This window comes from Vibrio sp. R15-SG3-ISO1A (genome assembly GCF_059833955.1).
Genome location: NZ_JCBDGH010000057.1, coordinates 42,288 through 56,040 on the forward strand (window position 1 = coordinate 42,288; position 13,753 = coordinate 56,040).

Below are 13,753 nucleotides of genomic sequence, written 5' to 3' on the forward strand. Positions count from 1 at the left end.
TTAGGCATTTTCAAGACTAAGGCGTAAAGGTTGCTACACCTAGCTCATCTTCGCGTTTGGTTTTTGCCATCATCTGTGTCGGTGAAATGACGCTGCGCAGATCCATGTCTTTCTCTGTGCGGATGATTTCACCACGTAGCGAGTTGGCAAACACGTCAGTGATCTTAACGTCAACAAACTGACCGATCAGTTCGGCATTGCCTTCGAAGTTCACCACTCGGTTGTTCTCTGTACGAGCGCGAAGCTCCATTAGATTCTTTTTCGATGGCCCTTCAACCAGCACACGTTGCTCAGTGCCAAGCATCAAACGTGAATAGCGCATCGCTTGACTGTTGATCACTTGCTGCAATTCGTAGAGGCGCTCTTTCTTCTCTTGCTCTGATACATCACAAGGGTAGTCCGCCGCTGGCGTGCCAGGACGTGGTGAGAAGATAAAGCTAAAGCTCATGTCGAAGTCGACATCTTTAATCAGCTTCATGGTGTCTTGGAAGTCTTTGTCTGTTTCTCCTGGGAAGCCGACAATGAAATCTGAGCTGATTTGAATGTCAGGACGCGCTTTACGCAGCTTGCGAATAATCGATTTGTACTCGATAGCAGTGTGCGGGCGCTTCATCATCGTTAAGATGCGATCGCTGCCGCTTTGCACTGGAAGGTGCAAGAAGCTGACAAGCTCTGGCGTGTCTTCGTAAACTGCGATAATGTCATCGGTGAACTCGAGCGGGTGGCTGGTTGTAAAGCGGATGCGATCAATGCCATCGATCGATGCGACCAGACGGAGCAATTCAGCGAAGCTGCAAATTTCACCATCATGAGTAGGGCCACGATAGGCGTTCACGTTTTGGCCAAGCAAGTTGACTTCACGTACGCCTTGCTCCGCTAACTGTGCGATTTCAAACAACACGTCATCCATAGGGCGGCTGACTTCTTCACCACGGGTGTATGGCACAACGCAGTAGGTACAGTATTTCGAGCAACCTTCCATGATAGAGACGAACGCCGTTGCCCCTTCAGCGCGAGGCTCAGGCAGACGGTCAAATTTCTCTATTTCTGGGAAGGAGATGTCCATCACTGGCGCATCATCGGATTGCGACTGTTTGATCATCTCTGGCAAGCGATGCAGAGTTTGCGGGCCAAAGATGACGTCAACGTAAGGAGCACGCTCACGGATGTGGTCGCCTTCTTGAGTGGCAACACAGCCACCAACGCCAATCACCACATCTGGCTTTTTATCTTTCAACGTTTTCCAACGGCCGAGCTGGTGGAAGACCTTTTCTTGTGCCTTCTCACGGATAGAACAGGTGTTCAGTAGCAACACGTCTGCTTCGTCTGGTTCTTCTGTGAGTTCATAGCCGTTTGCGGCATTCAGGAGATCGGCCATTTTTGATGAATCGTACTCGTTCATCTGACAGCCCCAGGTTTTTATTAGCAGTTTCTTACTCATGTTGTTCGCTCGATCGTTAGTTTAAATTAAGGGAGCAAATCGCCCATTGGTTCCAGTTGGCCAAGGTATTGAGTGACTCAATTGGCCGATTTTTCACCGCCTGTGCGGCGTTAAGCGGCGTATTGTACTGCTTTCAATGGCGAGTGACCAGAAGCAATTCTAGCCTTGTGGTTACAAGGGTTTGCCCGTATCCCCATCAAGGTTTTTAGTTACAAATTGGCCCTCAAACCGTACAATCGAAAACAGCCTTTGAATCAATACGATGAAGTACAAAATATGAACAAGTATGATGTGGCCGTGATTGGCGGAGGAATGGTAGGCGCAGCTGTCGCGCTCGGGTTTGCGGAGCAAGGTCGACGTGTCGTGGTGATTGAAGGGAAGGCGCCGACGCCGTACGCACCGCAACAAGCGATGGATGTCCGCGTCTCCGCGATATCGAATCATTCGGTTGCCCTACTTGAATCGCTAGGGGCATGGCAAGCCATTCAGTCGATGCGCGCCTGTCCTTATAAACGTCTAGAAACGTGGGAACATCCCGAATGTCGAACCCGCTTTCACAGTGACGATGTCGCTTGTGAACAATTGGGCTACATCGTTGAGAACCGCATCATTCAATTGGGGCTCTGGTCGCAGTTCTCTGCATGGCCGAATCTGGCGTTGCGCTGCCCCGTGACGGTCGAGCACATCGAATATGGCCCAGTGAATCAAGTGACGCTATCAGACGGAGAGGTTATCGAAGCCGGGCTGATTGTCGGGGCCGATGGTGCTCATTCTCGCGTCAGACAGAGTGCAGGTATTGGCATCACCGCTTGGGACTATAGGCAGCATTGCATGCTGATTAATGTCAAAACCGATCTCCCTCAACAAGACATCACTTGGCAGCAATTTACGCCGTCGGGACCGCGCTCATTTTTACCTCTATGTGGTCATCAAGCCTCTCTGGTCTGGTACGACACACCAAAGCGTATTCGTCAGTTAAAGGCGATGACGCCGCTTCAACTTGCCAGCGAAATAAAGACTCATTTTCCCGCTGAGCTTGGCGGTATTGAGGTGATCCAGTCTGGCTCATTCCCGTTAACTCGCCGCCATGCACAGCGCTACTATACGCCCCACTGCGTCTTGGTTGGGGATGCCGCGCACACCATCAATCCACTGGCAGGGCAGGGGGTGAATCTCGGCTTTAAAGATGTGGAGGCTTTGCTGAACGTGACGCGCGATCATGAAGAGATTCTTTTGTCGCACTTAACGCAATATGAGCGTCGTCGTCGGCCTGATAATTTGCTGATGCAAACAGGGATGGATCTGTTTTATAAAGGGTTTAGCAATGACAAGGTACCGCTTAAGTGGATAAGAAATGCGGCGCTGAAAGTGGCAGAACACTCTGGCCCCATCAAGCATCAAGTATTGCGTTATGCGTTGGGTATGGGCGCTTCACTCTAGGCCAGAAAACAAAAAACGCAGCGTAAAGCTGCGTTTTGTCATTCTCGTGACGCTAATTACTTAGTCACACGTAGTACAGGTGTTTCACCAACAGTGACAGAACCAGACAGTTTGTTCAACTCTTTGATTTCATCCATGTTAGAAATAACAACAGGTGTTAGCGTTGATTTTGCTTTTTCTTCTAGAAGTGCTAGATCGAACTCAATGATAGTGTCGCCAGCTTTCACTGTTTGACCTTCTTCAGCGATACGCTTGAAGCCTTCGCCTTTCAGTTCAACGGTATCGATACCGAAGTGAACAAAAAGCTCAACACCGTCGTCAGATTCGATAGAAAACGCGTGGTTTGTTTCGAAGATCTTACCGATAGTACCGTTTACAGGAGCAACCATTTTGTCGCCTGCTGGTTTGATTGCAATACCGTCGCCAACGATTTTCTCAGCGAAAACCACATCAGGCACGTCTTCGATATTTACGATTTCACCAGAAAGTGGCGCGATGATCTCGATTGCACCAGCGTCAGCGCTGTCATCTGATACTAGCTTCTTAAGTTTGTCAAACAGACCCATTGTGTCATGCTCCTAACGTTTAATTTAATTCTGTCGAATTATAGTATACCAATCTCACGAGATAGACGACTATTTTTAGTCGTCTATCTCCTTCTTACCTAAACAGATTCGTTCATTACAAACGCCTGATTAGGCAACAAGGCTCCCCCCAGATCGGAGATTGGTATTAGCCGGTTATAGTGATTTTTCAGCGATGAACTTTTCAACTACCGCTTCAATTTCAGCCGCTGTTGGTAGAGACAGTGCCTCTTCCGCCATTGCTTTCACTTCCGCGTAGTTCGAGTTACGAATCACTTTCTTCACTTTAGGAATAGAGATGCCGCTCATTGAGAACTCATCCAGCCCCATACCTAATAATAGTAGCGTTGCGCGCTCATCGCCCGCTAGCTCACCACACATACCTGTCCATTTGCCTTCCGCGTGCGATGCATCAATGACTTGTTTGATGACCGTAAGAACCGCTGGTGACAGTGGGTTGTATAGGTGAGAAATCATTTCGTTACCACGGTCTACCGCGAGTGTGTACTGGGTAAGATCGTTGGTACCGATTGAGAAGAAGGCCACTTCTTTTGCAAGGTGTGGTGCAATCGCTGCCGCTGCTGGTGTTTCCACCATGACACCGATTTCGATCTCTTCATCAAATGCCAGACCTTCTGCACGAAGCTCTGCTTTGTATTCTTCAATCGCCGCTTTCAGTTCACGAATCTCTTCTACAGAGATGATCATTGGGAACATGATGCGTAGCTTACCGTGTGCAGATGCACGTAGGATGCCACGCAGCTGGTCGCGTAGGATTTCACGACGGTCTAGGCTGATACGTACAGCGCGCCAACCCAAGAATGGGTTCATCTCTTGTGGGAGATCCATGTACGGCAGGTCTTTGTCGCCACCGATATCCATAGTACGGATGATAACGGCTTCACCGTTCATCGCTTCTGCCACTTCTTTGTACGCTTGGTACTGCTCTTCTTCTGTTGGTAGCGCATCGCGGTCCATGAACAAGAACTCAGTACGGTACAGACCAACGCCTTCACCGCCATTGCGCAGTACGCCATCACAGTCTTTCACTGTACCGATGTTGCCGCACACTTCGACGCGGTGACCATCTAGAGTTTCAGCGTGAAGATCTTTCAGTTTTGCCAGCTCTTCTTTTTCAGCAAGGAATGCGGCTTTAACAGCTTTAGCTTCTTCTAGCTCAGCGTCAGATGGGTTGACGACAATCTTGTTGTTCATAGCGTCAAGAATCAGCATGTCGCCGTTCTTCACTTTTTTGGTAATGTCGTTGGTGCCCACGATCGCTGGCAACTCAAGTGAACGTGCCATGATTGAAGTGTGAGAAGTGCGACCACCGATATCACAAGCAAAACCCAGTACGTAGTTAAGGTTGATCTGTGCCGTTTCTGATGGAGTCAGATCGTACGCAACTAGAATGACTTCTTGGTCAATATCGCTAAGAGAGACAATATTGATGCCTAGCGCGTTTTTCACAAAACGTGTACCGATATCACGGATATCTGTCGCACGCTCTTTGAGGTATTCGTCGTCTAAAGATTCAAGTGCTGCAGCTTGCTCTTCAATCACAGTGTGAATGGCATTGTCTGCATGCATCTTGTCATTTTTGATCAGCGCTAGGATTTCTTCTTCTAGCTCTTCGTCTTCAAGAAGCATGATGTGACCTTCAAAGATCGCTTCTTTTTCTTCACCGAAGGTTTCTAGTGCTTTCTGCTTGATGGTTTCAAGCTGAGCCGCTGATTTGTCACGTGCTTCAAAGAAACGTTTTACTTCAGCGTCGACTTGATCGTCAGAAATAGTGTGAGTGTTTAGGACAATTTCATCTTCTTGAAGGAGTAGTGCTTTACCGATAGCAATACCTGGAGATGCTAGGATGCCTGAAATCATAGCCTTACCTTAAATTGGTCAACTTTTGAACGGGAGAAATGGGTGCGCTAACGTTTATGTGTAGCTTAATCTTGGTGCTATTTCCAATATGATGGGATAGTTCGGCGCAAACGAGGTGGCCTGTTCATCGACCGGATCAGATTGGTATAAAGCCATTTTGCGTTGGCAAAATGGCTTTAATCAATAGCAGACCGATTAGTGTAGTTGGTCCATTAGAGCAACTAGGTGGTCAACTGCTTTCTGAGCCTGTGGGCCTTCAGCAGAGATAGTGACTACAGTACCTTTCACTAGGCCTAGAGTTTGTAGCTTAAATAGGCTCTTAGCGCTTGCACTTTTACCGTTAGAAGTCACAGTGATGTCCGCGTCAAATGCTTTTGCTTCTTTCACGAACTGTGCAGCTGGACGAGTGTGAAGACCGTTTTCTGCTGTGATTTCTACTTGCTTCTCGTACATGTTGTATACCCCAATTGATTTATTTTTAGATAGTTTATTAATTAGAAACAGCTTAACTCGGATTAAACGGTTGCGCTAGGCGACAGACGTTGTTTTCGTGTCAGAACTGATACTAATTGTATACTAGGTGCCGCGTGGTTAGTCTTTGCTGTTTTTCGCCGCAACTATAAAATCGTTTTAATGTTTTATTTTGATGCTAGAAATAAAACATCCCGATATTACCAAAGGTGGAGCCAGGATCAACAAAAAAGCCCCTGAACGGGGCTTTTTTAGACGAAAAATTGATTTCACCACATATTACTGTTGGTTCTCTTTCTCGGTAAAGATGCCTGCAAATAGCGCTGAGCTTAGGTAACGCTCACCCGAGCTTGGCAATACAGTCACGATGGTTTTACCTTCAAATTCAGGTAGTTGAGCAAGGCGGTTTGCAGCAACCACAGCCGCGCCTGACGAGATACCCGCAAGGATACCTTCCTCTTCCATAAGACGACGAGCCATCTCAATTGCTTCTTCAGAAGTAACGGCTTCCACGCGGTCAATCAACGCTAAATCGAGGTTGCCTGGAATAAAGCCAGCGCCAATACCTTGGATTTTGTGTGGTGCTGGTTTGATTTCTTCACCCGCGAGCGCTTGTGCAATCACAGGCGATTCCGCTGGCTCTACCGCTACGGAAACAATGTTTTTACCTTTTTCGCCTTTGATGTAGCGGCTTGTACCTGTGATGGTACCGCCGGTACCGACGCCTGCAACGAAGACATCGATTTCACCGTCTGTCGCGTCCCAGATTTCTGGACCAGTGGTTTTTTCGTGAATCTGTGGGTTAGCTGGGTTATTAAACTGCTGAAGAAGCAGGTACTTGTCAGGGTTGCTCGCCACAATCTCTTCAGCTTTGTTGATCGCACCTTTCATGCCTTTGGCTGCTTCAGTTAGCTCTAGGTTCGCACCTAGGGCTTTCAGCAGTTTACGACGCTCTAGGCTCATCGACTCAGGCATCGTTAGGGTTAATTTGTAACCACGCGCCGCCGCGACGAAGGCAAGAGCAACACCGGTATTACCACTGGTTGGTTCAACAAGTTCAACGCCCGGCTTTAGCTTGCCTGCTTTCTCAGCTTCCCAAATCATGTTCGCGCCGATACGACACTTAACACTGAAGCTTGGGTTACGCGCTTCGATTTTAGCCAAGACTTTGCCGTTGCTCACTTTGTTAAGGCGAACAAGAGGGGTATTACCAATAGTCAGTGAATTATCTTCGTAGATTTTGCTCATGATGTAGTCCTTCATCGAAATATTGGCAGCGTGTTTGTCACGCCACCAATCATGTTCTATTTAAGTTTGACCCGATAGAGATTAGGTCAGGGTCAAAAACTAGAAAAGGATTAAAAAGTTATATGATATGAACTTGATAAACTCAGTTTCTTGCTTTGAACTCGGTCACCCACATCGATGTCGCACCGCACACCGCGACAGGCATAACTATCAGGTTCAAAATAGGAATGGTGGTGAACACGGAGACCAGCGCACCAAAGGTATAGGCTTTGCTTTGTTTTTGTTTCAAATTGTGTCGCATGTCATTAAACGGCACCTTGTGATTATCGAACGGATAATCGCAGTACTGAATCGCCAACATCCAAGCGGTAAACACAAACCACAGAATGGGGCCGAGCGTCTGGCCTAAGGCTGGAATGAGCAGCAAAATAAACAATCCAATGGCTTTGGGCAGAACGTAGAGCAGTTTGCGCCATTCTCGTGCCAACACACGCGGCACATCTTTGATAACGCTGAGCATGCCATCGTCATTGATCTTTTGCCCCGTTAGGTGCTCTTCCACCTTTTCTGCGAGCAGACCATTGAAAGGTGCTGCGATAAAGTTCGCTAAGGTGCTAAAGAAGTAGGAGAAGGTCGCCAAAATCGTGAGTACCAGCAACGGCCACAGAAGATAACTCAACCAAGAGAGGAAATCGGGCAATTGGCCAATCCACTCCGCAATCCAACTATCCAGATGAGAGAAGAGATAAAAGAGCGCGCTTCCGACCAAAATAATGTTGGCGAGGAGAGGTAAAAGGACAAACTGACGAATGCCGGGTTGCAGAGTGAGTTGCAAACCGTGGAAAAAATAACCAAATCCGGTTTTTGACTGTTGAGTGTTGTTCATGAAAATGTGCCTAACAGGGTTTTTATGGTGTGTTAACAAGGAAAAGCGTGTTCAAAATCACATCATTATGGGAACTTCTAACATTAAGTTGTTCTAAAACCTATGAGAGTTTTGGTAGAGTAACTCAAATCAGATTATTTGAAACCAGTTTGGCTGATTTAGCAGCTGAATGATTGAGAGTGAAAGATGCAGGAATTGCGATTTGTACTGATCATTGTGGGCGCTTTGGCCATTGCCGCGCTGCTGTTCCACGGATTATGGACAAGCAAAAAAGAAGGCAAAACAAAATTTGGCAACAAGCCAATTGGAAAACTGGCGACGCCAGAGCAAGACGAATCCGTACCCGAGCGCTCTTTTGCTCCCGAAGATGATTTTGAGATTGTTCGCGTGACTAAGACCAGTCGCAACACCAGCAATAAATTTGCTTCAGACTCCGGTGAGACAATGGATGATCCTCTGCTAAATGATCCGCTTCTCGACGCATCCATCAGTGACTCAACGTTTTCAAGCGATGCCACTCGAGATGAGCCAACCTTTAGTGAGTGGAAAGACGATTTGGTAGAGGAATCTCAAACCACTCCGCTGCAAGATACTCCCCGTCAAGCGCCAGCGGAAGAGCTAGACATTCCCTCTATGTCTGCAAAGCCTCAAGAGCCCCGTGATGTGAGCTCTGTCTCCACCACAGAATCCGCGCCGACCGAGATTGATGATAGTGATGACGAAGATGAGATGCAGGTGATTGTCATCAATGTGCATTGCGCTGGAGAGACGCCATTTGTGGGCACCAAGCTGTTTGATAGCATGCAGCAAAATGGGCTGATTTACGGTGAAATGGACATTTTCCATCGTCATGCGGATCTCTCTGGTACCGGCAAAGTACTGTTTAGCGTTGCCAACATGATGCACCCTGGCACACTCAAGCATGATGATCCTGCAACATTCACCACTAAAGGGATCTCATTCTTTATGACATTGCCTTGCTACGGTGATGGTGAACAAAACTTCAAGTTGATGCTGAAAACCGCGCAGCAAATTGCCGATGATTTAGGCGCCAACGTGCTGGATGATGCGCGTAATCTCATGACGCCGAACCGACTTGATGCGTATCGCGCTCAAATCAAGGTGTTTAAGCTCGCACAGCAACCCTAGTCAGCAAAACAAAGCGTGCTACCATAAAGGCTCCTGATGCGGAGCCTTTTTCGTTTTACCTTATTCGCTTTAGAGTCACTGATTCATATTGGATTAAGATCAAAGGCAAAGGCCCTGCAAGTGGCCAAGATATAGAGCAGAGAGACTGATGTCCCAAGAAATCGAACAGAAAGTTGAGGCCCTTCGTAGTGCGCTTCATCATCATGGCATTAAGTACTACGTAGAAGATAGCCCTGAAATCCCCGATGCAGAATACGATCGTATGATGCGTGAGCTTATAGAGCTAGAGCAACAGCACCCTCATTTGCGAACACCCGATTCGCCGAGCGCTCGGGTAGGGGGCATGGCCTTATCTCAGTTTGAGCCTGTGACTCACGAGATCCCAATGTTGTCGCTCGACAATGCGTTTGATGACAGCGAGTTAGATAGTTTCTATAAACGCATGACAGATAGACTGGCGGGCCAGAGCGTGGCTGCGTTTTGCTGTGAACCAAAACTGGATGGCTTAGCGGTCAGTTTGCTGTATGAAAATGGCGTGCTAACCCAAGCGGCGACGCGGGGTGACGGCGCGACGGGGGAAAACATCACCGACAACGTCCGAACCATCAAAGCGATTCCACTTAAACTGCGTGGTGAAGGTTGGCCTGCACGTATTGAAGTTCGTGGTGAGGTGTTCATGCCTACCGCTGGTTTTGAGCAGTTCAATGAGCAGGCGAAAGCCAAAGGGGAGAAAGTGTTTGTCAATCCGCGTAACGCGGCGGCAGGCAGTTTACGCCAGTTGGACTCTAAAATCACCGCGACTCGCCCTCTTAGTTTCTATGCCTATAGTGTCGGTGTGGTGCAAGGTGCGACCCTGTCTTCGAGTCACTACCAGCGCTTTATTCAACTCAAGGAGTGGGGCCTACCCATGTGCCCTGAGGTGCGTTTGGTAGAGAGCATGGAAGAGGTGAAAGCCTACTATCAGGACATTCTCACTCGCCGCCAAACCTTGCCGTATGAAATCGACGGTGTGGTGATCAAGGTCGATGATGTGGCGCTTCAGCAGCAACTCGGTTTTGTCGCACGTGCGCCGCGCTGGGCGATCGCCTACAAGTTCCCGGCGCAAGAAGAGATCACTGTGCTCAATGACGTTGAGTTCCAAGTCGGGCGGACGGGCGCGATAACACCTGTCGCAAAGCTTGAACCTGTGTTTGTTGGTGGCGTGACGGTGAGCAACGCTACTCTGCACAATGCTGACGAGATCGCGCGTCTTGGTGTCATGATTGGTGATCAGGTGGTGGTTCGCCGCGCTGGGGATGTGATTCCACAAATCGTCTCTGTGGTCGAAGCTAGCCGCCCTCTTGATGCAAAAGTGATCGAATTTCCGAGTGCTTGCCCTGTGTGTCACTCCCATGTTGAGCGCGTGGAAGGCGAAGCGGTAACGCGCTGTAGTGGCGGATTGGTATGCCAGGCGCAGCGCAAAGAAGCCTTGAAGCATTTTGTCTCACGTAAGGCTTTGGACGTCGATGGACTTGGCGTCAAGGTGATTGAGCAGTTGGTTGACAAAGAGATGGTGACAACGCCTGCTGATCTGTTCAAGCTCTCTGCTGGTGTACTGACAGTGCTGGATCGCATGGGGCCTAAATCAGCGCAAAACGTAGTCGACGCACTGCAAAAATCGAAATCCACCACATTACCAAGATTCCTCTATTCACTGGGGATTAGAGAAGTGGGGGAAGCGACGGCTGCGAACCTAGCGATGCATTTTAAAACGCTACCCGCGATCAGCGAAGCCACCTTGGAACAGCTGATAGAAGTCCCAGATATTGGCCATATTGTCGCGAGTCACATCTTGGCGTTCTTCTCTGAGGAGAAAAATCAGCAAGTGGTCGAGGATTTGTTAGCGCAAGGGATACATTGGCCGGATATCGCTGAACCTGACGAGGATGCGCCCGCGCCTCTGGCCGGTAAAACAGTTGTGCTAACTGGGTCACTTTCTCAGTTGACACGCAGTGATGCAAAAGCGGCACTGCAAACGTTAGGCGCGAAAGTGACCGGCAGTGTGTCTAAAAATACCGATATTCTGTTTGCTGGTGAAAACGCAGGATCTAAGCTCGCCAAAGCACAAGATTTAGGTATCGAGATCAAAACAGAACAAGACTTACTTGATTTGATGAAATAACCTCGCACCGCCAAGCTCCTCTTTATTGAAGCCCTTAGTGATTTCGCTAAGGGCTTTTTGTTTGTCTCGTATTATCTACCTTCCGCCGACTTCAATAATCGCAATAATTAGTCAGTGATCTTGTTCATAGTCTTATGTTCGAATCTTACAATGAAGATAATTTGCGATCGATCTCACGCCTATTGATGTTGTTTTTTATTTAAGTTGTTGATTTTATTTGTTTTGATTGGTGTCGCCTGAAAAAACAAAAAATGAGAGGTGGATCTTGTCTATTAATGGAACTTTGCTATTGCTCATATTTTTTTAGAAAAAAATTAAGTTCTATTTGGATATTTTTAGTCGCGAAGTTAGCCTGAGTTCATGGATACACAGTGTGTATGCAGGAATAGAAAATCGGATGCGAAAGGTTTGCAGAGGGTTTTCAACATAGGAAATGATTTCTCCCTTCGGCGGCCAACTTAAGGTGAGGAAGCAAAAGACAGCTATATCCATTTTTAGGAGTTTTTCCATGGACAAAATGTTTAAACGTTCACTCGTAGGTGCTGCAGTTGCTGCTGTAGCGATGTCAGGATCTGTACTTGCAAAACCAGCTACAGACAGCGTTGACCTGTACGGTCAAGTTGCACTGTCTATCTGGCAGTTCGGTGAAGATAAAATCGCATCAGGAGACCAACCTCTACAGTTTGAAAATGAATCACGCTTCGGTCTTCGTGGTACCAAAGAGCTTGCTCGCGGTCCTAAACTGATTTGGCAAATGGAAGGTGGTAACGTTGGAGATGCTGGCGCAAATAGCGGTCTAGGTGTTCGCGATACCTTCGTTGGTTTTGAATTTGACGATGGCGGCAAACTTCGCGCGGGTCGTTTGTTGACACCGTTGTACGAGATTGTCGACTGGCCATACTCAGGTCAGCGTGCGGGTGCTGTGTTTGACTGGGGCGGCGATGTGGTTGGTGGCGCGCGTTACGACCGTCAATCGAACATGGTTCGTTACGACTCAGCAAGTTTCGGTGGCTTTAAATTTAACCTAGCTGCTGGTCGCGGTACTGAGTCAGACAAAGATTCTAACTTCTACGGTGTGGGTGCACACTTTACAACGGGTGGATTCACTGTTCACGGTGGCTTAGAAGTTGGTGAGAACCGCAGTGTCAGTGACTTCAATACTGCTGTTAACCGTTACCTAAATCAAAACCCTGGCAGCCGTCCAGATCTAGATTTGGGGGAAGATGGCAAGTCAAGTGCTATCTCTGATACATTTGCAGCAATCATTGGTTTTGAATACTACATCAACGACTTTGGCGTATACGGCGCTTATAAGATGGAAGAAGCTGAATACTCAAATGTTGTCGTTAAAGATGTTGCTGCTCCAGAGCTGAACGGTGCTGAAATTGAGCAAGACAGTTATTCGTTTGGCGTCGTTTATAGTGGTGTTGAAAACTGGAACTTCAAAATGAACTACGCGGCAAACCTAAATGCTGACCTTAATAGTTCTGAAGTGAAAGGAAGTAAAGATTACATCATTTCAGCTCAAGCGATGTACTTCTTAGATGATTCAGCATTGACTTACTTCCGTCCTTACATGATCTCGAAAGACGATTCTGATGCAGAGTTTGGTTGGGGTCTAGGTCTAGAGTACTACTTCTAAGTAGCACTAAATTTCATTGCCTTATAAAAAATAGCCAGCATTTGCTGGCTATTCTCTTTTTCACAAGAGCATAATAAAAACACCGTAGTTACGGTGTTTTTTATTGGTAAAATGTATTGTCGAGTAAACTTATTCTAAATTGCTAATTGCCCAAGTTAAAAATTTCTTTTTATCTTCTTTGGACGCATTATTGTAAGCATTCTTTAATGTTTCATAGCTTGTACTTGAGGCGGTATTTTCCAGTTTACTCTCAGAAATAGAAACGTGAGAGAAGTTTTTTAAGCTCGCTACTTCGGTACTCATGTTGTACTTTTCTACTTCTTGTACCATATCGGGCATAAGCTTAAACCCAATTGATATTTTGTCTTTCTTTATTTTATTTGGTTCATTGTTGTTGCTATCTATCAGTTGAAAGGTCGGATTAGCATTGAAGTCCATACCTTGATCAAACGTCTGAATCTTAGGGATAACAAGCTTGAAGCGTGCATTTGCGTCATCAAATGTTGCCACCAAAGGTTCTGATTTGAATTTGGTTTTTTCAGAACCAGACTCTCTGACTAGATGGGCAAGTCTAAAGACGATTTGATTAACACCGTCTTCAAGAACTAGATTATCTTTATAATCAAATCCCATACTTGAGTATCCGGCATCCTCGCCATTTACTGTGAGTAATTGAACCCCTCTTGGAATATCAATGCTTACTTCCGCTAAGGCTAATGTTGGAACCATTAGTATAGAGGGTAACAAGGTGTGAACTAATTTCATAATCGCTCCATCAACTGTGATTCTGACCTAAATAATGAAGGTAGAGAGAAGAATATAATAGTTATTTTTTGATGCAAAAAATACT

General features: G+C 47.0%; 11 protein-coding genes. 4 read left to right on the forward strand and 7 right to left on the reverse strand.

The window, feature by feature from the left end; all coding sequences use genetic code 11:
- Window positions 1-16: 16 nt before the first annotated feature.
- Window positions 17-1,441 carry a tRNA (N6-isopentenyl adenosine(37)-C2)-methylthiotransferase MiaB gene (miaB, locus tag AC6R0L_RS08220; protein WP_487903199.1) on the reverse strand — a complete coding sequence of 475 codons (1,425 nt, stop codon included), beginning with the start codon at window positions 1,439-1,441 and terminating at the stop codon, window positions 17-19.
- 276 nt (window positions 1,442-1,717) lie between these two features.
- On the opposite strand from miaB, the gene AC6R0L_RS08225 reads away from it, so the two are divergent.
- Window positions 1,718-2,881, forward strand: a complete 1,164-nt coding sequence (locus AC6R0L_RS08225) for a 2-octaprenyl-3-methyl-6-methoxy-1,4-benzoquinol hydroxylase (RefSeq protein WP_500628829.1) — start codon at window positions 1,718-1,720, stop codon at window positions 2,879-2,881.
- Between the two features lie 56 nt (window positions 2,882-2,937).
- On the opposite strand, the gene crr is transcribed toward AC6R0L_RS08225, so the two are convergent.
- The 5 genes from crr to cysZ all read right to left on the reverse strand — a co-directional run bounded on the left by crr (window position 2,938) and on the right by cysZ (window position 7,951).
- The gene (gene crr, locus AC6R0L_RS08230) at window positions 2,938-3,447 is read right to left on the reverse strand and encodes a PTS glucose transporter subunit IIA (protein WP_334555155.1); all 510 of its coding nucleotides are present in this window, start codon (window positions 3,445-3,447) and stop codon (window positions 2,938-2,940) included.
- A gap of 174 nt (window positions 3,448-3,621) precedes the next feature.
- Window positions 3,622-5,346, reverse strand: coding sequence for a phosphoenolpyruvate-protein phosphotransferase PtsI (ptsI, locus tag AC6R0L_RS08235; protein ID WP_334555156.1), 1,725 nt, complete (start codon window positions 5,344-5,346; stop codon window positions 3,622-3,624).
- Between the two features lie 195 nt (window positions 5,347-5,541).
- Window positions 5,542-5,799, reverse strand: a complete 258-nt coding sequence (locus tag AC6R0L_RS08240; protein ID WP_334555157.1) for an HPr family phosphocarrier protein — start codon at window positions 5,797-5,799, stop codon at window positions 5,542-5,544.
- A 297-nt stretch (window positions 5,800-6,096) separates the two neighbouring features.
- A complete protein-coding gene (gene cysK, locus AC6R0L_RS08245; protein WP_500628830.1) occupies window positions 6,097-7,065 on the reverse strand; it encodes a cysteine synthase A in 969 nt (322 codons plus the stop codon).
- A 142-nt stretch (window positions 7,066-7,207) separates the two neighbouring features.
- Window positions 7,208-7,951 carry a sulfate transporter CysZ gene (gene cysZ / locus AC6R0L_RS08250; protein WP_334555159.1) on the reverse strand — a complete coding sequence of 248 codons (744 nt, stop codon included), beginning with the start codon at window positions 7,949-7,951 and terminating at the stop codon, window positions 7,208-7,210.
- Between the two features lie 186 nt (window positions 7,952-8,137).
- On the opposite strand from cysZ, the gene zipA reads away from it, so the two are divergent.
- From zipA to AC6R0L_RS08265, 3 genes are all read left to right on the forward strand, one after another.
- On the forward strand, window positions 8,138-9,100 hold the full coding sequence (gene zipA / locus AC6R0L_RS08255; protein WP_500628831.1) for a cell division protein ZipA: 963 nt from the start codon (window positions 8,138-8,140) through the stop codon (window positions 9,098-9,100).
- A 148-nt stretch (window positions 9,101-9,248) separates the two neighbouring features.
- The gene (gene ligA / locus AC6R0L_RS08260) at window positions 9,249-11,261 is read left to right on the forward strand and encodes an NAD-dependent DNA ligase LigA (RefSeq protein WP_500628832.1); all 2,013 of its coding nucleotides are present in this window, start codon (window positions 9,249-9,251) and stop codon (window positions 11,259-11,261) included.
- A gap of 508 nt (window positions 11,262-11,769) precedes the next feature.
- On the forward strand, window positions 11,770-12,903 hold the full coding sequence (locus AC6R0L_RS08265; RefSeq protein WP_500628833.1) for a porin: 1,134 nt from the start codon (window positions 11,770-11,772) through the stop codon (window positions 12,901-12,903).
- A 129-nt stretch (window positions 12,904-13,032) separates the two neighbouring features.
- Here AC6R0L_RS08265 and AC6R0L_RS08270 read toward each other — a convergent pair whose 3' ends face one another.
- Window positions 13,033-13,668 carry a YccT family protein gene (locus AC6R0L_RS08270; protein WP_487903204.1) on the reverse strand — a complete coding sequence of 212 codons (636 nt, stop codon included), beginning with the start codon at window positions 13,666-13,668 and terminating at the stop codon, window positions 13,033-13,035.
- Window positions 13,669-13,753 lie beyond the last annotated feature (85 nt).